Raw genomic sequence first — 20,052 nt, 5'->3', positions numbered from 1 at the left:
TTTCAGCCGTGACCGTACGAGTGCCCCGGTGCCCGGTCAACCCTCCGGACAGCCCAACGCAAGTTGTTACGAAAGGACTTGCGGGACCACCTGCGAAAAGGCCGCCGCGGCCTTGGCCGGCGGCTGCGCGGTGGAGCCGCGGACGACCAGCTCCGGCTGGAAGACGAACTCCGTGCGCTGCACCGGATTGCCTTCGATCTCCTCCAGGAGCGCGCCGACGGCGGCCGTCGCCATGGCCTGGACCGGCTGGCGCACGGTGGACAGCGGCGGGCTGGTGAAGGCGATCAGGGGCGAGTCGTCGAAGCCGACGACGGAGACGTCCCCCGGCACGTCGAGACCGCGGGCGCGGACGGCGCGGATCACACCGAGCGCCATCAGGTCGGAGGCGCAGACGATGCCCGTGCACCCCTCGCGGAGGAGGATGTCGGCGGCGGCGTGGCCGCCCTCGACGCCGAAGAGCGTGGGTCTGATGAACCGTTCCGCGTCCGCGCGTTCGACGCCGAGGAGTTCGTACAGCTCGGCGGCGAAGCCCTCGGCCTTGCGTCGGGAGGGGACGTAGCGGGTGGGGCCGATGGCGAGCCCGATCCGCTCGTGGCCCAGCTCGACGAGGTGCCGTACGGCCATGCGGGCGGCGGCCCGGTCGTCCGGGGAGACGAAGTTGGCGTCGATGTGCTCGTTGTAGCCGTTGATGAGGACGTACGGCACGCCGCGGGCGGTCAGCCGGGCGTAGCGGGCCGGGTCGGCGGAGGCGTCCGCGTGCAGGCCGGAGAGGAAGACGATGCCGGCCACCCCGCGCTCCACGAGCTGCTCGACGAGCTCGTCCTCGGTGGCGCCGCCGGGCATCTGGGTGCAGAGCACCGGGGTGTAGCCGTGCCCGGCGAGGACCTGCTCGACGACCTGCGCGAACGCCGGGAAGATCGGGTTGGTCAGCTCGGGCACGACGAGCCCCACGAGACCCGCGCTGCGGCGTTTGAGGCGTACGGGACGCTCGTAGCCGAGCACGTCGAGGGCCGCGAGCACCTTGTGCCGGGTCGCGCCGGCCACCCCCGCCTTGCCGTTGAGGACCCGGCTGACGGTGGCCTCGCTGACCCCGGACTGGGCCGCGATGTCCGCGAGCCGCGGGGCACCGTTTCCGGTGCCCCGCGGCAGGGGGATCGTCACACCGCCCACCAGACGGTGGTGTCGGCGGGCACCAAGGCCTCGTCGTCGACGATCCGCACTTCCTCGTTGGAGAGGAGATACCGGCCGGGCAGCGGGACGGAGATGGCCCGGCCGGTGGTGTTGGCGGTGCAGACGAAGCCGTCGCGGCGGAAGGAGAGCACACCCTCGGGTGCCTCCAGCCACTGGACGCCTTCGCCCGCACCGAGTTCGGGGCGCTCGCGGCGCACGGCGAGCGCGCTGCGGTACAGCTCCAGGGTGGAGCCGGGGTCGCCGGTCTGGGCCTCGACGCTCAGGCCGCCCCAGGCCGCGGGCTGCGGCAGCCAGGAGCCGCCGTCGCCGAAGCCGTACGAGGAGCCCTCGACGGTCCACGGGATCGGGACCCGGCAGCCGTCGCGGAAGCCGTCCTGGCCGCTGGCCCGCCAGAACGACGGGTCCTGACGGACCTCGTCGGGCAGGTCGGTGACGTCCGGCAGGCCGAGCTCCTCGCCCTGGTAGACGTACGCCGAGCCGGGCAGCGCCAGCATCAGCAGGGTCGCCGCGCGGGCCCGGCGCAGACCGAGTGCGCGGTCGCCGGGGGTGCGCAGCTGGGTGCCGAGGCCCGCCGGGTTGGCGAAGCGGGTGGCGTGCCGGGTGACGTCGTGGTTGGACAGCACCCAGGTGGTGGGGGCGCCGACGGGGAGCATCGCCTGGAGCGACTCGTCGATGACGCGGCGCAGCTCGGCGGCGTCCCAGTGGGTGCCCAGGTACTGGAAGTTGAACGCCTGGTGCATCTCGTCGGGGCGCACGTAGTTCGCGGTGCGGTCGACGGTCGGGGTCCAGGCCTCGGCGACGAGGATGCGCTCGCCGTCGTACTCGGAGAGGACCTTCCGCCAGGAGCGGTAGATCTCGTGGACGCCGTCCTGGTCGAAGAAGGGCATGACGTCGTTGCCGAGCAGCTTCAGCTGGTCATGGGCGCCGAGGTCGGGCAGGCCCTCGGCCTTGACCAGGCCGTGGGCGACGTCGACGCGGAAGCCGTCGACGCCCATGTCGAGCCAGAAGCGCAGGATCGAGCGGAACTCGTCGCGGACGGCGGGGTGTTCCCAGTTGAAGTCGGGCTGCTCCGGGGCGAACAGGTGCAGGTACCAGTCGCCGGGGGTGCCGTCCGGGTTCTCCGTGCGGGTCCAGGCCGGGCCGCCGAAGATGGACTCCCAGTCGTTCGGCGGGAGTTCGCCGTTCTTCCCCTTGCCGGGGCGGAAGTGGTAGCGCTCGCGCAGGACGGACCCGGGGCCCTCGCGCAGCGCGCGCTGGAACCACTCGTGCTGGTCGGAGGAGTGGTTGGGGACCAGGTCGACGATGATGCGCAGGCCCAGTTCGTGGGCGTCGCGGATCACGGCGTCGGCGTCGAGGAGCGAGCCGAACATGGGGTCGATGGCCCGGTAGTCGGCGACGTCGTAGCCGGCGTCGGCCTGCGGCGAGGCGTAGAACGGGGAGAGCCAGACGGCGTCGACGCCGAGTTCCTTGAGGTACGGCAGCCGGCTGCGGATGCCCTCCAGGTCGCCCATGCCGTCGCCGTTGCCGTCGGCGAAGCTGCGCGGGTAGACCTGGTAGATCACCGCGTCTCTCCACCAGCCCGTGTGCGTGCCGGTGGTCGGGGCGTCGGCCGGGGTGGCGAGATGCTGGGTCATGTCTTCCCTGGGAGGTAAGGAGGTGCGTACAGGGGTGCGTACTGGAGGGGCGCTCAGGGCCGTCAGCCCTTGACGGCACCGGCTGACATGCCGGTGACCAGGTGCCGCTGGGCGAAGAGGAACACCAGGGCGGCGGGGATGGCGATGAGCACGGAGGCCGCGGCCATCGGGCCCCACTGGGCGCCGTACTGGTTGACGAACTTCTGCAGTCCGCCGGCCAGGGTGAGGTTCTCGTCGCCGACCATGAAGGCGGAGGCGTAGGCCACCTCGCCCCAGGCGGTGATGAAGGAGTAGAAGGCGGTGACGGCGATGCCCGGCTTGGCCAGCGGCAGGATCAGCCGCCAGAAGGTGCCGAACGGGGTGAGTCCGTCGACGTAGCCGGACTCGTCGATCTCGCGCGGGATGGTGTCGAAGAAGCCCTTCATCATCCACGCGCAGAACGGGACGGCGATCGTCAGGTACGTGATGACCAGGCCGACCGGCTGGTTGAGCAGGCCCATCGACGCCATGATGTTGTAGATCGGCACGATGAGGACGGCGACCGGGAACATCTGGGTGATGAGCAGCGTCCACATCAGGCCGCGCTTGCCGGGGAACCGGAAGCGGCTCACGGCGTAGCCCGTGGTGGCGGAGATGAAGACGCCGATGACGGTGGTGAGACCGGCGACGAGCAGCGAGTTGGCGAACCAGGTCAGGAACGGGGTGTCGTTCAGGAGGTTCGTGTAGTTCGCGAGCGTCGTCTCCTTGAAGAAGTCCGTCGTCGTGGCGTACTGCGCCGGCTTGAGCGAGGTCAGCAGGACCCACAGCACGGGGAAGACGGCGATCACGGACGCCGTGATCAGCGTGACGTGCAGCGCGACCGAGGCGAGCGGCGAACGGCGGCCGCGGACGGGGAGGTTCGCGGTGGGGGTGGGGGTCGTGGTGGTCACCAGACTTCTCCCTGCTTGCGGAGGACGCGCTGGTAGATCGCGGCGAAGATCATCAGGAGGACCAGGATGAGGACGCCCCACGTGGACGACTGGGCGAAGTCGCGCGGGCTGATCTCGAAGGAGAACTTGTACGCCTGGGTGACGAGGATCTGGGTGGCCTCGCCGGGTCCGCCCCGGGTGAGCAGGAAGATCACCGGGAACATGTTGAAGGTCCAGATGGTGGAGAGCAGGATCACCGTCGTGGACACCGAGCTGAGCCCGGGCATGGTGATGTGCCGGAAGCGCTGCCAGGCGTTGGCGCCGTCCATCTCGGCGGCCTCGTACAGCTCGCCAGGGATGGACTGGAGCCCGCCGAGGAGGGCGACCATCATGAACGGGATGCCGAGCCAGACGTTCACGAGGATGACCGAGAACTTGGCCCAGGTGGGGTCGTTCAACCACGGGACGCCGTCGATGCCGCCGCCCGTGAGGATCTTGTTGAGGAGACCGTTGTCCTGGTTGTAGAGGAAGCGCCAGGCGAAGACCGAGACGAAGCCGGGTACGGCCCAGGGCAGGATGAGCAGCATCCGGTAGACGGAGCGGCCGGCGATCCTGCGGTTGAGGACGTTGGCGAGACTCAGGCCGAGGGCGAAGGTGATCGCCACACAGGACACGGTCCAGAGGACCGTCCAGCCGAGCGTGCCGAGGAACTGGCCACCGGTGATCGCGTCGGCGTAGTTGTCCAGGCCGACGAACTCGTAGGTGGCCGGGATCTCGTTGACCCCGATCGAGCGGGCGACGTTCCGCTCGTTGGCGTTCGTCAACGACAGGTAGACGCCGCGGACCAGTGGATAGCCGATGATCACGGCGATCACGACGGTCACCGGGGCGACCATCGCCCAGGCGTACCAGTGGGTGGAGAGGGAGCGCTTCTTCGCCGCGCGCCGGGGCTTACCAGTTCCGCGGCTCCGGCCGCGGGCGACGTCGTCGCCCGCGGCCTTCACCACCGACTGGCTGGGGGTGTCCACAGCCATCAGCCGGCCTGCCTTCCTGTTACTTCCAGTCCTTCAGGAGCTTGCGGTAGGCGTCGCCCGTCGCCTTGGCTCCCGCGTCCGGGGTGGTCTGGCCGGTGAGGACCTTGGTGTACTCGGTGACGAGCGGCGCGAAGAGGCTGCCGGTCTCCGGGATCCAGGGGCGCTCGACGGCCTTGTCGACGACCGGCTTGAAGAAGGCGATCATCTCGTTGGTCGCCACGTCCGGCTTGATGTAGACGGACTCGCGGGTCGGGAGGAGGCTGAGCTCCTTCGCGACCGTCGCCTGCGTCTCGACCGAGGTCATGTACTCGGCGAAGGCGTAGGAGGCGTCGAGGTTCTTGGAGCCCGCGTAGACGGCGAGGTTGTGACCGCCCTGCGGGGCACCCTGGCCGGCCGAGCCGGCCGGGACCGGGGCGATGCCCAGGTTGGCCTTGTCGGTGAACTCCTTGCCGGCGTAGGTGTCGGAGACGGCCCACGGGCCGTTGATCATCATGGCGACCTTGCCGTCCTTGAAGGCCGTCTGCATGTTGTTCCAGCCGTCGGTCGCGTCGGTCTTGGCCGCGCCCGAGTCCACCAGGTCCTTGACGACCTTGAAGGCCTTCACGCCGGCGGCGCTGTCGACGGTGACCGTCTTCTTCTCGGCGTCGACGAGGTCGCCGCCCTCGCCGTACAGGAAGGAGAGGAACCAGTAGGCGTCGTCGCCGCGCAGGTACAGGCCGGGCTTGCCGGTCTTCTGCTTGATCTTGGCGGAGACGGTCTTGAGCTCGTCGATGGTCTTGGGGACCTCGACGCCGGCCTCCTTGAAGATCTTCTTGTTGTAGAAGATGCCCATGGAGTCGATGACCTGCGGGACGCCGTAGGTCTTGCCCTTGTACTGGGTGGAGGCGGCGGCCTGCTTGAGGAAGTCCTCGTTGTTCTTCAGGGCCGCGGTGCCGTCGAGCGGGGCGAGGTAGCCGAGGTCCGCGAACTCGGGGGTCCAGGCGACCTCGGAGCGGATGACGTCGGGGGCGCCGGAGCCGGACTGCGCGGCGTTCTTGAACTTGTTCTGCGCCTCACCGAACGGCACGTTCACGTACTTGACGGTGACCTTGGGGTGCTTCTTCTTGAAGTCCTCGGCGATCTTCTTGAAGACCTTGTCCTCGGAGCCGACCGTGGAGGTGTCCCACCAGGTCACGGTGCCGGAGAGCTCGCCCGAGCTCTTGGCGCCGCCGCCGTTCGAACCGCTGTCACTACCGCACGCCGCCAGGGTCACGCCCAGGGCCGCGACCAGAGCGGTGGCCGCTATGCCACGCCGCATGTGAACTCCTTCAACTGATCCCGGGGGGACGAGGGGCTGGAACCTTCCTCATGCGACCGCTCCCTCGCGGCGCTCCGGGTTGCCAGGAACGTAACAAAGATGAAAACGAGCCGAAAGACCTTGCGAGAACTTTCTGCAAGCACCGGCGATCGTTACATCGACGTGTCCCTAAGGTTGCCATCGCATCGCTTGACACCAGGTGACACACGCCTCTCGCGCGCCCTCCGGTGCCTGCGTGCGCCCCGTGACCGACCCCGCACGCCCTGCAAGGACTGCAAGACCTTGCGAGGTGGCTTGCATCATCCGTGCGGTGGGCAATACGCCGCGTGACCGGTACAGTCCATCCCCATGACCGCGCGGCTTTCCGACATCGCAGCCCAGGCGGGGGTCAGTGAGGCCACAGTCAGCCGCGTGCTCAACGGCAAGCCCGGCGTGGCCACGGCCACCCGTGAATCCGTCCTCGCCGCGCTCGACGTGCTCGGCTACGAGCGTCCCGTACGACTGCGCCAGCGCAGCGCGGGGCTCGTCGGCCTCATCACCCCCGAACTGGACAACCCGATCTTCCCCGCGCTCGCGCAGGTCATCGGGCAGGCCCTGACCCGGCAGGGCTACACGCCGGTCCTCGCCACCCAGACCCCCGGCGGGTCCACCGAGGACGAGCTCACTGACATGCTGGTGGAGCGCGGCGTCGCCGGCATCATCTTCGTCTCCGGACTGCACGCCGACACGACCGCCGACATGACGCGCTACGACCAGCTGCGCGGCAAGGGCGTCCCGTACGTCCTCCTCAACGGTTTCTCCCCCAAGATCCAGGCACCCTTCGTCTCCCCCGACGACCGGGCCGCGATGCGGCTCGCCGTGACGCACCTGGCCGCCCTCGGGCACACCCGGATCGGGCTCGCCGTGGGGCCGAAGCGGTTCGTGCCGGTGCTCCGCAAGATAGAGGGCTTCCAGCAGGGCATGGCGGAGCGCTTCGGCCTCGGCTCCGAGGAGTCCGAGGAGCTGATCCAGCACTCCCTGTACACCCTGGAGGGCGGTCAGGCGGCGGCCGGCGCGCTGATCTCCCGGGGCTGCACGGCGGTCGTCTGCGCGAGCGACATGATGGCGCTCGGCGCGATCAGGGCCGCCCGGCAGCAGGGGCTCGACGTGCCGCGGGACGTCTCCGTCGTCGGTTTCGACGACTCGCCCCTCATAGCTTTCACCGATCCGCCGCTGACCACCATCCGGCAGCCCGTGCAGGCGATGGGGCAGGCCGCGGTCCGCGCGCTGCTCGAAGAGGTGGGGGGCACCCCGGCCCCGCACTCGGAGTTCGTCTTCATGCCTGAGCTGGTCGTTCGCGGTTCAACGGCCTCGGCTCCCTCTCGTCCCTGAGACCTCGTCCCCGAGGGGGAGCGGGTGCGCCCGTCACCCGTTCGAGGGATGATCGGTCGGGGGGAGGGGATCTGGCACACTCTCTGCCTATGGGTGAAACGACCGTGAAGAGTTTGGACGACCGGACGACCCCGTCGTCACCCACTGTGGCCGACGGCAGGCTGTCGCGGCTGCGGACGCGCGGGCCCCGGCGTCCCACGATCTGGTTCGAGATCCTGCTCATCGCGGTGAGCTACTGGACGTACTCCCTCATCCGCAACGCGGTGCCGGAGCAGAAGGCCCAGGCGTTCGAGAACGCCGACTGGATCTGGCAGGCCGAGCAGTCCATCGGCCTGGCCTTCGAGCACACCGTCAACCACGCCGTGAACTCGGTGACCTGGCTGATCGTCTCGATGAACTACTACTACGCCACGCTGCACTTCATCGTGACCATCGGTGTACTCGTGTGGCTCTACCGGTGGCACCCGGGCCGTTACGGGGCGTTCCGCACCGTGCTGTTCGCCACCACCGGTGTGGCGCTGGTCGGTTACTACCTGTACCCGCTCGCACCGCCCCGGCTCATGACCAACCAGAACTTCGTCGACACGGTCCTCGTCCACGAGACCTGGGGCTCGATGGCCTCGGGCAACCTCAAGCACGTGTCGAACCAGTACGCGGCGATGCCGTCGATGCACATCGGCTGGTCGCTCTGGTGCGGGCTGACCATCCTCCTGCTCGCCAAGGCGCCCTGGGCGAAGATCCTGGGCGCGCTCTACCCGGTGGCGACGCTCGTGGTGATCGTCGCCACCGCGAACCACTTCTGGCTGGACGCGGTCGGCGGCATGATCTGCCTCGCCTTCGGCTTCCTCGTCTCGTACTTCTGGTACGGCTCGCGGCCGCACCACCTGCCCAAGCTGGTGGAACCGGCGGCGCCGATCGCCTCGGGCGGTCCGCCGCGCGTGGAGGGCGAGGACCGCGAGACCGCGGTGGCCGACGAGGTCACCGGCGAGACGGGCGATACGGGCGAGCCGACGGAGCAGCCGCGGGTCAGCTCCGGCAGGTGACCTGACCCGGTCCCCGCCGACGACGGCGGGCGCGGTCGGCGGGCCTACCCCCCGTAGAACAGCTCCTCGACGACGGCCCTCGCCCGTCGGGTGATCCGGCGGTAGTCGTCGACCAGCTCGCCGACGCGCCCGGGGCCGTACCCCAGGTACCGGCCCACCGCGGCCAGTTCCCGCGGGTCCGAGGGGAAGGTGTCGCCGGGTCGGCCGCGGACCAGCATGACCGCGTTGCGGACGCGACTGGCGAGGACCCAGGCCTCGTCCAGGGTCTGCGCCTCCTCCGTCGCCATCAGGCCCGCGGCGTGCGCCGCCCGGAGCGCCTCGCGGGTGCGGGTCGTCCGCAGCCCCGGCTCCGCCCAGCCGTGCCGCATCTGGAGCAGCTGGACCGTCCACTCGACGTCGCTCAGGCCGCCGCGCCCCAGCTTGGCGTGGAGCGTCGGGTCGGCGCCGCGCGGCAGCCGCTCGGACTCCATCCGGGCCTTGAGGCGGCGGATCTCGCGGACCGCGTCCTCGCCGAGGCCCTCGGCGGGATAGCGCAGCGGGTCGACGAGCTCGATGAACCGCTCCCCGAGCTCCCGGTCGCCCGCCATGGGCGCGGCGCGCAGCAGCGCCTGGCTCTCCCAGACCAGGGACCAGCGGCGGTAGTAGGCCTCGTACGACTTCAGGGTGCGGACCATGGGGCCGCTCTTGCCCTCCGGCCTGAGGTCCGCGTCGATCAGCAGCGGCGGGTCGGCGGTCGGCAGCTGGAGGAGCCTGCGCATCTCGGCGACCACCCGGTTCGCGGCCCTGGCCGCCTCCTGCTCGTCGCCCCCCTCGCGCGGCTCGTGCACGAACAGGACGTCGGCGTCGGAGCCGTACCCCAGCTCGTGACCGCCGAAGCGGCCCATGCCGATGACCGCGAACCGGGTGGGCAGCTCCTCGCCCCACTCGGCGCGCACGGCGGCCCGCAGGGCGCCGGCGATCGTCGCCGCGTTGAGATCGGTGACGGCGTCCCCCACCCGGTCGACCAGGGCGCCGGGGTCGCGCTCGCGGGGGTTGTCCTCCGTGCCGTACGAGCCGATGAGGTCGGCCGCCGCGGTACGGAACAGCTCCCTGCGGCGCACCCCGCGGGCCGCCGCGACCGCCTGCTCGGCGTCGCCCGCCCGGCCCACCGCCGCCAGGACCTCCTGTTCCAGATGGTCCCGGCCGCGCGGCTTCAGCCCCTCCGGGTCGCCGAGGAGGGCGACCGCCTCCGGGGCGCGGAGCAGCAGGTCGGGGGTGAGCCGGCCGGCCGAGAGCACCCGGGCGAGGTTCTCGGCGGCGGCGCCCTCGTCCCTGAGGAGCCGCAGGTACCAGGGGGTCTTGCCGAGCGCGTCCGAGACCTTGCGGAAGCCCAGCAGGCCGGCGTCCGGGTCGGCCGAGTCCGCGAACCAGCCGAGCAGCACCGGCAGCAGCGTCCGCTGGATCGCGGCCTTCCGGCTCACCCCGGAGGCCAGCGCCTCCAGGTGCCGCAGGGCGGCGGCGGGGTCCACGTAACCCAGCGCCTCGAGCCGCTGTCCCGCCGCCTTCGGGCTGAGCCGGATCTCGCCGGGGGCGAGCTGGGCGACGGCGTCGAGCAGCGGCCGGTAGAAGAGCTTCTCGTGGAGGCGGCGGACGACGGCCGCGTGCCGCTTCCACTCCTTGTTCAGCTCGGCGACCGGGTCGGTGCGCAGTCCGAGCGAGCGGCCGAGGCGGCGCAGGCCGGGCTCGTCCTCGGGGACCAGATGGGTGCGGCGCAGCCGGTACAGCTGGATGCGGTGCTCCATGGCCCGCAGGAAGCGGTACGCCTCGTCGAGCTGGGCGGCGTCGGCCCGGCCGACGTAGCCGCCGGCGGCCAGGGCGGCGAGCGCGTCGAGGGTCGTGCTGCTGTGCAGTCCCGCGTCGCTGCGGCCGTGCACGAGCTGGAGGAGCTGGACGGCGAACTCGACGTCCCGCAGACCGCCGGGGCCGAGCTTCAGCTCACGGTCGATCTGGGCGGCGGGGATGTTGTCGACGACGCGGCGGCGCATCTTCTGCACGTCGGGGACGAAGTTCTCGCGCTCGGCGGCCTGCCAGACGAGCGGGGAGACGGCGTCGATGTACTGGGCGCCGAGCTCCGGGTCGCCGGCCACGGCGCGCGCCTTCAGGAGGGCCTGGAACTCCCAGGTCTTCGCCCAGCGCTGGTAGTAGGCGAGGTGGGAGGAGAGCGTACGGACGAGGGGGCCGTTGCGGCCCTCGGGGCGGAGGTTGGCGTCGACCGGCCAGATGGTGCCCTCGATGTTCGTCTCGGAGCAGATCCGCATCAGGTGGGAGGCGAGCCGGGTGGCGGCCTGGAGCGCCTTGCCTTCGTCGGCGCCCTCCATCGGCTCCGCCACGAAGATCACGTCCACGTCCGAGACGTAGTTCAGCTCGTGGCCGCCGCACTTGCCCATCGCGATCACCGCGAGCCGGCACTGGGCGGCGTCGGCGGGCGCGGCGGAACGGGCGATGGCGAGCGCGGCGCGCAGGGTCGCCGTCGCCAGGTCGGCGAGCTCGGCGGCGGTCTCGGCGACGTCGATGGTGCCGCACACGTCGCGGGCCGCTATGGCGAGCAGGCAGCGGCGGTAGGCGACCCGCAGCGTGACCGCGTCGACGGCCTCGGCGAGCCCCCGCTCGAACTCGGCGACCCCCGGATGCAGGTCGACCGCCTCGTACGTGACGAGGGACTCCCAGTCGCGGGGATGCCGGGCCAGGTGGTCGGCGAGCGCCTCGGAGGCCCCGAGCACCCCGAGGAGCCGGTCCCTGAAGGGCTTGGCGGAGAGCAGCGTGGTCGTGAACGTCTGCCGCTCGGTCTCCGGCTGCGCCTCGGCCAGACGGACCAGGCCGCGCAGGGCGAGGTCGGGGTCGGCGGTGGCGCCGAGGGCGTCGAGGAGGACGGAGTCGCCGCGCAGGGCGGACAGCTCGGGCACCTCCAGGAGCCGCTCGGCCCCGGAGGGGTCGGTGAACCCGTGCCGCAGCAGACGTGAGAAGGTGCTGCTCCTGCGCCCCGGCACCGTCATTCCGCCGCTCCCTCCGAGCACGTCCAACCCCGGGTGGTGACCGGGCGGATCGAGCCTATCCGGAGCGGGGGACGGGGGCGGCCGGGCCTTCGCTTCGCAGCGGATCACACGTGACGTCTCGCACATTGATCGCTTTTCGGGGCCGATGAACCGTATTTCTTGAAAGTCCGTCTTGTAGTTCCGAGGTCTGCCCCGCTCGTGGGCGGGCCTCCGCCGCCTGTCCGTCCTTCTCCTCTCCTGCCCTCCCTCTGTCCGCACCTTGCTGAAAGCGCGCCGCCGAACATGCCCGTCCGCCCCCGTCGCCGTCTCCTCCCGTCCCCCCGCAGGGCCGCCTCCGTGGGCGTGACCGCCGTCCTGGTGGGCGGCACCTTCGCCGGACTGCTCTCGGTGACGGGAGCGCCCCGGACGCCGACGGCACACGCGGCGCAGCCGAAGGCGGAGGCGCCGGTGCCTTCGCAGGCGGGGCCTTCCCAGCCCGGGCGGGCCGCGAAGGCGCCCACGTCGGTCGTGCAGATCGTGGCGCACCCGGACGACGACCTGTTCTTCATGAACCCGGACGTCTCCCAGTCCCTCCGCTCCGGCAACCCCCTGACCTCGGTCTACCTCACTGCCGGCGAGTCGGACGGCGTGAACGCGCGCCCGCGCGACGCCGCCCGGACCCTGGCCGACAAGGCGGACTACGCCGAGGCCCGGCAGAACGGCATCCGCGCCGCGTACGCCGAGATGGCGACCGGCAGCCGGACCAGTCCCTGGGAGCGGGTCGCGATCCCCACCGCCGGCGGCGCGACGGCCGAGATGGACACGCTGCGTGCCGATCCGCAGGTCAGGCTGGTGTGGCTGCAGATACGCGAGGCCGGTTCGACCACCGGCGACCGCCCGCACAGCCTCAACGGCCTCTGGCACGGCCGGATCCCCGCGCTCGGCTCCCAGCGCTCCTCCGGCACCCCGGTCGGCGCCGACTTCACGTACACGAAGGACCAGGTCGTGGCGACGATCGCGGGGCTGCTCGACCGGTTCCGGCCGACCTTCGTCCGGATGCAGGACCCGAGCCCGGGCACGTACCCGGAGACCGGGAAGCTCAGGGACCACCAGGACCACCTGTACGGGGCGAGGTTCACGCAGGCCGCGCTCGCCCGGTACGCCGAGGTCCCCGGGCATCCGCACGTCGGCGTGCAGAACTACCTCGGCTACCCCACCAGTCTCCTGCCGCACACGCTCGACCCCGAGACGGCGGGCGCGAAGCTGAAGACCCTGGAGACGTACGCCTGGCTCGACGGCGTCAACGACTGCGGGACCGCCGCCGGCTGCGGGGACCTCAAGGTGGCCGCGCGGCCCGGCGGACGCGGCTGGACCCAGACGGTCCGGTACGCCCGGGGCACCTCCACCTCCTGGGTGCAGCGGGACGGGGACGGCGGGCTCCACGCCTTCTCCGTCCTCGACGGCCGGCTCGCGGCCTGGCGGAAGCCGGCGGGCGGCGGCGCGTGGCACGGCCCGACGCTGCTGCCCGGCGGCGGCCTGGACAGCGGGGTCACCTCCGTGACCCTGCCCGACGGCCGTCTCGCGGTCTTCGGCACCCGGACGGTCCTCTCGGACGGCCCGGCCGGCTACCGGCGCGAGGTCGTCACCACCGTGCAGGCGGCGCCGGGCGGCGTCTTCGGCGCGTGGCGCTCCCTCGGCACGCCCGAACGGGGCGACGCGGACGGGACCTCGGACATCAGCGCGCCCGCCGTGACCGTGGCCGGAGACGGCCGGGCGACCGTGCTGCTGCGCGACAGCCGGCACCGTCTGACGGCCCGCGAGCAGCTCACCGACGGCGGCTGGGGGCCGTGGCGGGTGCTCGGCGGCACGGACGTGTACGGCGATCCGGTCGCGGCGACGGACGGGACCGGGCGCGGATACGTCTTCGCCAGCACCCCGAAGACCGTCCTGGCGTGGGCGCAGGAGCGCCCCGGCGGGCCGCTCACCGGTCCGGTGCGGACGGGACTTCCGGCGACGACGCTCGCGCTGAGCGCGAGCGCGGCGCCCGACGGCGACGGGGTACGGCTCTGGTTCCGCAAGCCGGCCTCCGGCGACCTGCGGAGCGCCGACTTCTCGGGCGTCGCCCCGGTCTCGCCGGTCACGGAGCTGCCGGGCGCCGGGGTCGCGGGCTTCGGCCCGGTGAGCGGCGGCGACGGTCTGCTGGCGGTCCGCTCGCGGACGGGCTTCCTGGCGACGGCGCCGCACGGCCGGACGGGGGCGCGGCCGGTGTGGAGCCTGGAGGGGTTCCTGTTCTCGGGGGCGCCGGACGCGGGGACGGACGGGGTGGCGGCGATCGGCCTGGACGGCCGGCTGCACTGGACGCCGGCGGACCGCTGAGTTCCTCGCGGGGACCGCTGAGTTCCTCGCGGGGGCGGCTGAGTTCCTCGCGGGGGCGCACTCCGAGAAGTAGGGACCGGACTGGCGATTCGAGGTGCGCGAGGGGGCGTTCGTGGGCGACGGTGGTACGACTCTGCTGGCGTTTCTGAGGAGACCCCCCATGAACTGGACCCTGGAAGTCGTCCCGGTACCTGTCACCGACATGGACCGGGCGAAGGAGTTCTACGGCGACAAGTGCGGTTTCAAGATCGACCTGGACGACGAGGTGGCGCCGGGCATGCGCATCATCCAGGCGACGCCGCCGGGCTCGCGCTGTTCGATCGCGATGCTGAGCGGGATGCCGTCGATGCCGGGCACGAGGGACATGGCGCCGGGCAGCCTGCAGGGCCTGCAGCTCTGCGTCACGGACATCGAGGCCGCGCGGGCGGAGCTGGTCGACCGGGGTGTGGACGTCACCCCGATCCGGCACGTGGGCGCGTCGGGCTGGGAGGACGGCAAGGGCCAGACCTGGAACTCGTTCATGGCCTTCGAGGACCCGGACGGCAACGGCTGGGTGGTCCAGGAGGCCCCGTCGGAGCTTTCGGACCGCTGACGCCGGGCGTCTCGCCGGTCCCGCCGCACGTCTCGCCGGTCCCGCCGCGCGCCCGGCTCGACCGGCGGGACACCCGCCGGGGTGACCCCTCCTCGCCACGGCCGCCCTCCCGGCGGCCCTCCGCCGGGCTCGGCCTCGGGCGCTAGAGGGCCAGGTAGAAGTGGCGGAGCGTGGCGTCCTGGGCCACGCACGGCATCCCGGCGGCCTCCATCACCCGGTGGGAGGCCAGGTTGTCGAGGTCGGCGTCCCCCTTCACCCCGGCGGCGCCGGCCTGCCGCGCCACCTCGACGAGGGCCCGCAGGGCCTCGGAGGCGTATCCCTTCCCGCGCGCCCCGGGCACGAGCCCGTACCCGACGGTGACGACCCCTTGCGCGTCAGGCGGCCCGTGGAACCCGATGCCGCCGACGACGACGCCGTCGAGCCGTATCCGGTAGGGCCGGAACACCCCCGGATCGCCCCGCTCGGCGACCCCGCGCAGAAACCCGGTGGCCGACCGGACGTCACCGTCCCCGGGATACCCCTCCCCCCACGGGTCCCCCGGCCCGGACTCCCGGGCCACGACACGCTCGGCGTCGACGACGGTCAGGGGATGCAGCAGAAGTCGCGCGGTGGCGACGGAAGTGATCTTCACCGGGGCAGTGTTCACGGCTCGCGGCCCGCCGGCAACGGATTTCCCACCGTCAGGAGCCCTACCGCTCGGCTGCGGTAGGGCCCACGTCTGTCGCGTACGAGGAGCCGGGAGATCAGGGGGCAGGAGTTCCGACGGGGGGCCTGCGGCGCAGGCGCTCGGCGACGACGGCGCGAACCGCCGCCGTACGCGCACCTCGGTAGGCGAACCTCGCCAGCGGACGGTAGCGCCAGGGGACCCCGTCGACCCAGCCGTCCACCGCACGGAAATACCGCAGCGCCTCCCGGTGCCGCCCCTGCTCGTGGAGGCAGTGAGCGACCAGGTGCTGGACGCGGGGCAGGGCCGGATGACCCCCGGCCTGTTCCATGTCCTCCACCGCCGCGGCCACCATGGACCGCACCTGCGGAGAGGTGCAGTGCAGGTAGGCGTAGTCGTCGTGCATCGTCGTCTCGTACCAGGCGAACAGCGGCAACGCGGCCAGCAGCGAGCCCGCCGGCGCGTCGGCGGCGGCCGTCCGCGCGAACTCGCGCGCCAGCTTGTCCGTCCCCCGCCACTTCCTGCTCCAGTACTGCAGCGCGCTGTAGTGGGCGTCGAAGTGATGCGGAGCGCGTGCGACGAGCTCGCCCCAGAGCTCCCTCATCACGTCACGGGGATACCCGAGGCCGAGGGCGATCCGGATTTCGAGCACATGGGGAGTCGGGTCAGCGGGGTTGAGCAGGGCCGCCTTCGCCACGTCCTCACGCGCTCGGCAGAGTGCGGCGTGGAACCATCTGAACCGGACGTCCGGCGTCATACTCGCCGCGTAGGCCCCGCGCAGCCGCCACGCATGGCCGACCTGCGCCGCCGCGCGGACGAGCGCCACGTCCGGATCGCCCGGGCGCGCCCGCTCCCAGGCGCGCACCCACAGCGGCCACCACCATCCGCCGGCGCGTGCGAGGCGCTGGCTGTAGAGGGCACGGCGCTCCCAGTCCTGACCGGCCTCCTCCATCAGTCGCGCGCCCGGCCGCCAGAATCCGAGGCCCGCCAGGAGGATCGCCCGCCACAGGGCGGGGTGGGGCCCGGAGAGCACCTTGCTCTGCGGGCGCAGCGGGAACAGCCCGAACCAGAAAAGGGGCCCTGCCACGAGCAGCAGGAGAAGCACACGGTCGAAGGTCACGCTGGTCCTGTCCAGGGGAACGGTCGTCGGAGCGGCGCGTTCCCCGGGCACCGGAGGGGGCCGCGGAAGGAGCCGTGCGTGGGGGGAGGGCTGGAGTATGCCTGAGGCATGATCGCCAAGCAAGAGTGCGCTCGTCGACGCGACGGCCCCCACCCGGAAGCCACGGCGTCGGCCGTCAGAACGGCTGAGGGCCGACGGTTCGCGACCGTCGGCCCTGCTCGTCCGTTGAGGGCCCTAGCGGCCCTGGCCCGCCCCTACAGCACCGGCAGGTTCTTGCGGAGTTCGAAGGCGGTGACCTCGCTCCGGTACTCCTCCCACTCCTGCTTCTTGTTGCGGAGGAAGAAGTCGAAGACGTGCTCGCCGAGGGTCTCCGCGACCAGTTCGCTCTTCTCCATCAGGGCGATCGCCTCGCCCAGGTTCTGCGGGAGCGGTTCGATGCCCATCGCGCGGCGTTCCGCGTCGGAGAGGGCCCAGACGTCGTCGTCGGCGCCGGCCGGGAGTTCGTAGCCCTCTTCGATGCCCTTGAGGCCGGCGGCGAGGAGGACCGCGTAGGTCAGGTACGGGTTGGCGCCCGAGTCGATGGAGCGGACCTCGACGCGGGAGGAGCCCGTCTTGCCCGGCTTGTACATGGGGACGCGGATCAGGGCCGAGCGGTTGTTGTGGCCCCAGCAGATGTACGAGGGGGCCTCGCCGCCCGAGCCGGCCGTGCGGGAGGAGCCGCCCCAGATGCGCTTGTACGAGTTGACCCACTGGTTGGTGACGGCGGAGATCTCGCCCGCGTGCTTCAGGAGGCCCGCGATGAAGGAGCGGCCCACCTTCGACAGCTGGTACTCGGCGCCCGACTCGTAGAACGCGTTCCGGTCGCCCTCGAAGAGGGACAGGTGGGTGTGCATGCCCGAGCCGGGGTAGTCCGAGAACGGCTTCGGCATGAACGTGGCCTGGACGCCCTGCTCCAGGGCCACCTGCTTCATGACCAGGCGGAAGGTCATGATGTTGTCCGCCGTGGAGAGCGCGTCGGCGTACCGCAGGTCGATCTCCTGCTGGCCCGGCGCGCCCTCGTGGTGGCTGAACTCCACCGAGATGCCCATCGATTCGAGCATCGTGATCGCCTGGCGGCGGAAGTCCATGCCCACGTTCTGCGGGGTGTGGTCGAAGTAGCCCGAGTTGTCGGCCGGGGTCGGCCGCGTGCCGTCGAGCGGCTTGTCCTTCAGCAGGAAGAACTCGATCTCGGGGTGGGTGTAGAAGGTGAAGCCGAGGTCCGAGGTCTTCGCCAGCGCCCGCTTCAGCACGTAGCGCGGGTCCGCGAAGGACGGCGAGCCGTCCGGCATCAGGATGTCGCAGAACATCCGCGCCGTGCCCGGGGCCTCGGCGCGCCACGGCAGGATCTGGAAGGTTCCCGGGTCCGGCTTGGCGATCATGTCCGATTCGTACACGCGGGCGAAGCCCTCGATCGCCGAACCGTCGAACCCGATGCCCTCGTCGAAGGCCTGCTCCAGTTCGGCGGGCGCCACGGCCACCGACTTGAGGAAGCCCAGCACGTCGGTGAACCACAGACGTACGAAGCGGATGTCGCGCTCCTCAAGCGTACGGAGCACAAATTCCTGCTGCTTGTCCATTTCCACACCCATCCTCGCTGGTCAGGCCGCCTGCTCCCACCGCCTCGGCACATCGGGGGGCACCTGAGCATCCCACCACATGGTTTCGCGCACGTTGCACACCCATACTGCCCGCTCCGGTGTGACTCAGGTAACGCGGGAACGGCCGGGTCCGCGGCTGCGTCCGTCCGGCGGACACCCGGCCTCGTACCGAGTGGTACCCCGTTCGGCCCACAGAGGGCCCGCGCACACTACGATCTCCGCCCATGGGGGCCCCACGGCTCGAACGCCTGTCCCGACACGCGCGTCCCATGGCACTGGTGAGTGCCGTGGCGACGCTCCTCGCCGCGCTCTTCTTCTGTCTGGGGTCGGGGCCGGGTGCGGGAACCGTGGCCGATGCCCACCATCCGCGGGCCGACGCCGTACCGGCCGACACCGCCCGGCCCCACGCCGCCCGGCCCCACGCCGTCCGGGCCGACGCCTCGCGGGGCTCCGCCGTCGCGCGCGAGTACGTCTGCCCGTACGACCGGGGTGGCTGCTCCCTCTTCCCCTCCCTCTCCCCCGCGGTGCTCAGCGCGCCCCCGCTCGATCCGCCGCTGCACGCGGAGGGCGGGCTCCCGCGTCTCGACCCGCCGTCCGACGACGGCCCGGCACGCCGTTCCTGCGCCCAGCCGCGCGCGCCGGACCTGCACGTCCTTCAAGTTCTCCGGACCTAGCGGCGGCGGGCTCACCGCCCCCGCATGTCCACCCCCGAACTCCACCCCCATCCCTGAAGAAGGACGACATCACCATGGCCGCCAACCGCTCCGCCAACGCCGACCGCCGCGCCCGAATAGAGGAGATGCGCCGCGCCGAGCAGGCCCGTGAGCGCCGCAACCGTCTGATCACCATCGGCGTCTCCGGGATCGTCGTCCTCGGTCTCGTCGGCTTCGGCACCTTCGTGCTGATGAAGAAGTCCGACGAGCAGGACAAGAAGGAAGCCGCGGCGAAGGCCCCCATCGCCGCCGAGAAGTCCTGGGACGCCGCCAAGCTCGGCCGCAACCACGTCGAGACGGCCGTGAAGTACGACATGAAGCCGCCGGTCGGCGGTGACCACCACCCGGTCTGGATGAACTGCGACGGCGTGGTCTACAAGCAGGCCATCTCCGAGGTGAACGCCGTCCACTCGCTCGAGCACGGCGCCGTCTGGGTGACGTACAACAAGAAGGCCGACGCCGGTGACGTGAAGAAGCTGGAAGAGAAGGTCGGCAAGACCAAGTACACGCTGATGAGCCCGGTGGACGACCAGGCCGGCTCGATCATGCTGTCCGCCTGGGGCAAGCAGGTGACCGTGGACAACGCCTCCGACCCGCGGATCGACGCCTTCTTCACGAAGTACGTCCAGGGCAAGCAGACCCCCGAGCCCGGCGCCGCGTGCACCGGCGGACTCGACAAGTGACCGGCGACGAGGACGGCCTGACCTCCCCGGCTGCGGCCCGGCGGCCGAACCGGACCCAGTGGGCGGCGGTCACCGCCGTCGCGCTCGCCCTGCTCTTCGCCGGGGGCGCCGTCACCGTCGCCTCCGCCGAGCGCGAGGAGGCGCCGGGCACGCCGTCGACCACCTCCGCGGACGCCGGTTTCGCCCGGGACATGTCCGTCCATCACCAGCAGGCCGTCGAGATGTCGTTCATCGTCCGGGACCGCACCCAGGACGAGGAGGTGCGCCGCCTCGCGTACGACATCGCCAACACGCAGGCGAACCAGCGCGGCATGATGCTCGGCTGGCTCGACCTGTGGGAGCTGCCCAAGGTCCAGTCCGGCGTCGAGCCGATGACCTGGATGGGCATGGGCGGCTCCGGTGACACCGGGCCGCTCGACGGGGCGCTCATGCCGGGCATGGCGACCAACGCGCAGCTGGACGAGTTGCGGAAGGCCAGTGGCCGCGAGGCCGAGATCCTGTACCTGAAGCTCATGACCGAGCACCACAGGGGCGGGGTCCACATGGCCCAGGGCTGTGTCCAGAAGTGCTCCGTGGACATCGAGCGCGACCTCGCCCAGGGCATGGTCGACGCGCAGGAGTCCGAGATCCTGCTGATGGCGAACATGCTGAAGAAGCGCGGCGCCGCCTGACCGGTCGGCCGATGCGGCCCACGGCCCCCGTGACCCTTGCGGTCGCGGGGGCCGTGTCGTGCGCCGAGAATGAGTCTGCTCGGGGACGTAACGGTGACCGCGTTCGA

Annotated in this window: 16 protein-coding genes; 7 read left to right on the top strand and 9 right to left on the bottom strand. The window is 71.5% G+C overall.

Going from position 1 to position 20,052, the window contains the following annotated elements:
- Positions 1-66: 66 nt before the first annotated feature.
- The 5 genes from IO20_RS0101125 to IO20_RS0101105 all read right to left on the bottom strand — a co-directional run bounded on the left by IO20_RS0101125 (position 67) and on the right by IO20_RS0101105 (position 6,064).
- Entirely contained in the window at positions 67-1,170 is a 1,104-nt protein-coding gene (locus IO20_RS0101125) for a LacI family DNA-binding transcriptional regulator (RefSeq protein WP_051750921.1), read from the bottom strand.
- Positions 1,158-2,825, bottom strand: a complete 1,668-nt coding sequence (locus IO20_RS0101120; RefSeq protein ID WP_030547585.1) for a glycoside hydrolase family 13 protein — start codon at positions 2,823-2,825, stop codon at positions 1,158-1,160. The genes IO20_RS0101125 and IO20_RS0101120 overlap by 13 nt, the downstream gene beginning before the upstream one ends.
- Positions 2,826-2,887: 62 nt before the next feature.
- The gene (locus tag IO20_RS0101115) at positions 2,888-3,754 is read right to left on the bottom strand and encodes a sugar ABC transporter permease (RefSeq protein ID WP_030547587.1); all 867 of its coding nucleotides are present in this window, start codon (positions 3,752-3,754) and stop codon (positions 2,888-2,890) included.
- Positions 3,751-4,767 carry a carbohydrate ABC transporter permease gene (locus IO20_RS0101110; protein ID WP_030547588.1) on the bottom strand — a complete coding sequence of 339 codons (1,017 nt, stop codon included), beginning with the start codon at positions 4,765-4,767 and terminating at the stop codon, positions 3,751-3,753. The genes IO20_RS0101115 and IO20_RS0101110 overlap by 4 nt, the downstream gene beginning before the upstream one ends.
- A gap of 19 nt (positions 4,768-4,786) precedes the next feature.
- Positions 4,787-6,064 (bottom strand): extracellular solute-binding protein, encoded by a 1,278-nt coding sequence (locus IO20_RS0101105; protein ID WP_030547590.1) that lies wholly within the window; start codon positions 6,062-6,064, stop codon positions 4,787-4,789.
- Positions 6,065-6,412: 348 nt separating this feature from the next.
- Here IO20_RS0101105 and IO20_RS0101100 point away from each other — a divergent pair, with 348 nt between their 5' ends.
- Together IO20_RS0101100 and IO20_RS0101095 are read left to right on the top strand one after the other, a co-directional pair.
- Positions 6,413-7,435, top strand: coding sequence for a LacI family DNA-binding transcriptional regulator (locus tag IO20_RS0101100; protein WP_030547592.1), 1,023 nt, complete (start codon positions 6,413-6,415; stop codon positions 7,433-7,435).
- A gap of 89 nt (positions 7,436-7,524) precedes the next feature.
- Positions 7,525-8,478, top strand: a complete 954-nt coding sequence (locus IO20_RS0101095; RefSeq protein ID WP_051874315.1) for a phosphatase PAP2 family protein — start codon at positions 7,525-7,527, stop codon at positions 8,476-8,478.
- A gap of 44 nt (positions 8,479-8,522) precedes the next feature.
- On the opposite strand, the gene IO20_RS0101090 is transcribed toward IO20_RS0101095, so the two are convergent.
- Positions 8,523-11,510, bottom strand: coding sequence for a bifunctional [glutamine synthetase] adenylyltransferase/[glutamine synthetase]-adenylyl-L-tyrosine phosphorylase (locus IO20_RS0101090; protein ID WP_030547596.1), 2,988 nt, complete (start codon positions 11,508-11,510; stop codon positions 8,523-8,525).
- Between the two features lie 336 nt (positions 11,511-11,846).
- Here IO20_RS0101090 and IO20_RS0101085 point away from each other — a divergent pair, with 336 nt between their 5' ends.
- On the top strand, positions 11,847-13,865 hold the full coding sequence (locus IO20_RS0101085; protein ID WP_342668732.1) for a PIG-L family deacetylase: 2,019 nt from the start codon (positions 11,847-11,849) through the stop codon (positions 13,863-13,865).
- 160 nt (positions 13,866-14,025) lie between these two features.
- Complete coding sequence (locus tag IO20_RS0101080; RefSeq protein ID WP_030547608.1) at positions 14,026-14,457, top strand: VOC family protein; 432 nt, start codon at positions 14,026-14,028, stop codon at positions 14,455-14,457.
- Positions 14,458-14,599: 142 nt separating this feature from the next.
- Here the strand turns inward: IO20_RS0101080 and IO20_RS0101075 are convergent, their stop codons facing one another.
- From IO20_RS0101075 to IO20_RS0101065, 3 genes are all read right to left on the bottom strand, one after another.
- Positions 14,600-15,088: a GNAT family N-acetyltransferase gene (locus tag IO20_RS0101075; protein ID WP_211270334.1), complete on the bottom strand. Its 489-nt coding sequence runs from the start codon at positions 15,086-15,088 to the stop codon at positions 14,600-14,602.
- Between the two features lie 112 nt (positions 15,089-15,200).
- Positions 15,201-16,241 carry a hypothetical protein gene (locus IO20_RS0101070; protein WP_051874316.1) on the bottom strand — a complete coding sequence of 347 codons (1,041 nt, stop codon included), beginning with the start codon at positions 16,239-16,241 and terminating at the stop codon, positions 15,201-15,203.
- Between the two features lie 254 nt (positions 16,242-16,495).
- Positions 16,496-17,857, bottom strand: coding sequence for a glutamine synthetase family protein (locus IO20_RS0101065; protein WP_015033133.1), 1,362 nt, complete (start codon positions 17,855-17,857; stop codon positions 16,496-16,498).
- 290 nt (positions 17,858-18,147) lie between these two features.
- Between IO20_RS0101065 and IO20_RS40650 the strand changes: the two genes are divergently transcribed.
- From IO20_RS40650 to IO20_RS0101050, 3 genes are all read left to right on the top strand, one after another.
- The gene (locus IO20_RS40650; RefSeq protein WP_245684842.1) at positions 18,148-18,552 is read left to right on the top strand and encodes a hypothetical protein; all 405 of its coding nucleotides are present in this window, start codon (positions 18,148-18,150) and stop codon (positions 18,550-18,552) included.
- Positions 18,553-18,626: 74 nt separating this feature from the next.
- Positions 18,627-19,274 carry a thioredoxin-like domain-containing protein gene (locus tag IO20_RS0101055; RefSeq protein ID WP_030547617.1) on the top strand — a complete coding sequence of 216 codons (648 nt, stop codon included), beginning with the start codon at positions 18,627-18,629 and terminating at the stop codon, positions 19,272-19,274.
- A gap of 17 nt (positions 19,275-19,291) precedes the next feature.
- Positions 19,292-19,945, top strand: coding sequence for a DUF305 domain-containing protein (locus IO20_RS0101050; RefSeq protein ID WP_030547619.1), 654 nt, complete (start codon positions 19,292-19,294; stop codon positions 19,943-19,945).
- Positions 19,946-20,052: the final 107 nt, after the last annotated feature.

It is taken from the genome of Streptomyces exfoliatus, assembly GCF_000725545.1.
Lineage (GTDB): Bacteria > Actinomycetota > Actinomycetes > Streptomycetales > Streptomycetaceae > Streptomyces > Streptomyces exfoliatus.
This window is presented reverse-complemented; position numbering and strand designations above follow the sequence as displayed.

What these genes read in the sequence shown, in the direction of transcription:
- IO20_RS0101105 (WP_030547590.1), bottom strand. Translation starts at nt 6,064, where the DNA reads ATGCGGCGTGGCATAGCGGCCACCGCTCTGGTCGCGGCCCTGGGCGTG.
- IO20_RS0101110 (WP_030547588.1), bottom strand. Translation starts at nt 4,767, where the DNA reads ATGGCTGTGGACACCCCCAGCCAGTCGGTGGTGAAGGCCGCGGGCGAC.
- IO20_RS40650 (WP_245684842.1), top strand. Translation starts at nt 18,148, where the DNA reads ATGGCACTGGTGAGTGCCGTGGCGACGCTCCTCGCCGCGCTCTTCTTC.
- IO20_RS0101055 (WP_030547617.1), top strand. Translation starts at nt 18,627, where the DNA reads ATGGCCGCCAACCGCTCCGCCAACGCCGACCGCCGCGCCCGAATAGAG.
- IO20_RS0101080 (WP_030547608.1), top strand. Translation starts at nt 14,026, where the DNA reads ATGAACTGGACCCTGGAAGTCGTCCCGGTACCTGTCACCGACATGGAC.
- IO20_RS0101100 (WP_030547592.1), top strand. Translation starts at nt 6,413, where the DNA reads ATGACCGCGCGGCTTTCCGACATCGCAGCCCAGGCGGGGGTCAGTGAG.
- IO20_RS0101120 (WP_030547585.1), bottom strand. Translation starts at nt 2,825, where the DNA reads ATGACCCAGCATCTCGCCACCCCGGCCGACGCCCCGACCACCGGCACG.
- IO20_RS0101065 (WP_015033133.1), bottom strand. Translation starts at nt 17,857, where the DNA reads ATGGACAAGCAGCAGGAATTTGTGCTCCGTACGCTTGAGGAGCGCGAC.
- IO20_RS0101095 (WP_051874315.1), top strand. Translation starts at nt 7,525, where the DNA reads ATGGGTGAAACGACCGTGAAGAGTTTGGACGACCGGACGACCCCGTCG.
- IO20_RS0101090 (WP_030547596.1), bottom strand. Translation starts at nt 11,510, where the DNA reads ATGACGGTGCCGGGGCGCAGGAGCAGCACCTTCTCACGTCTGCTGCGG.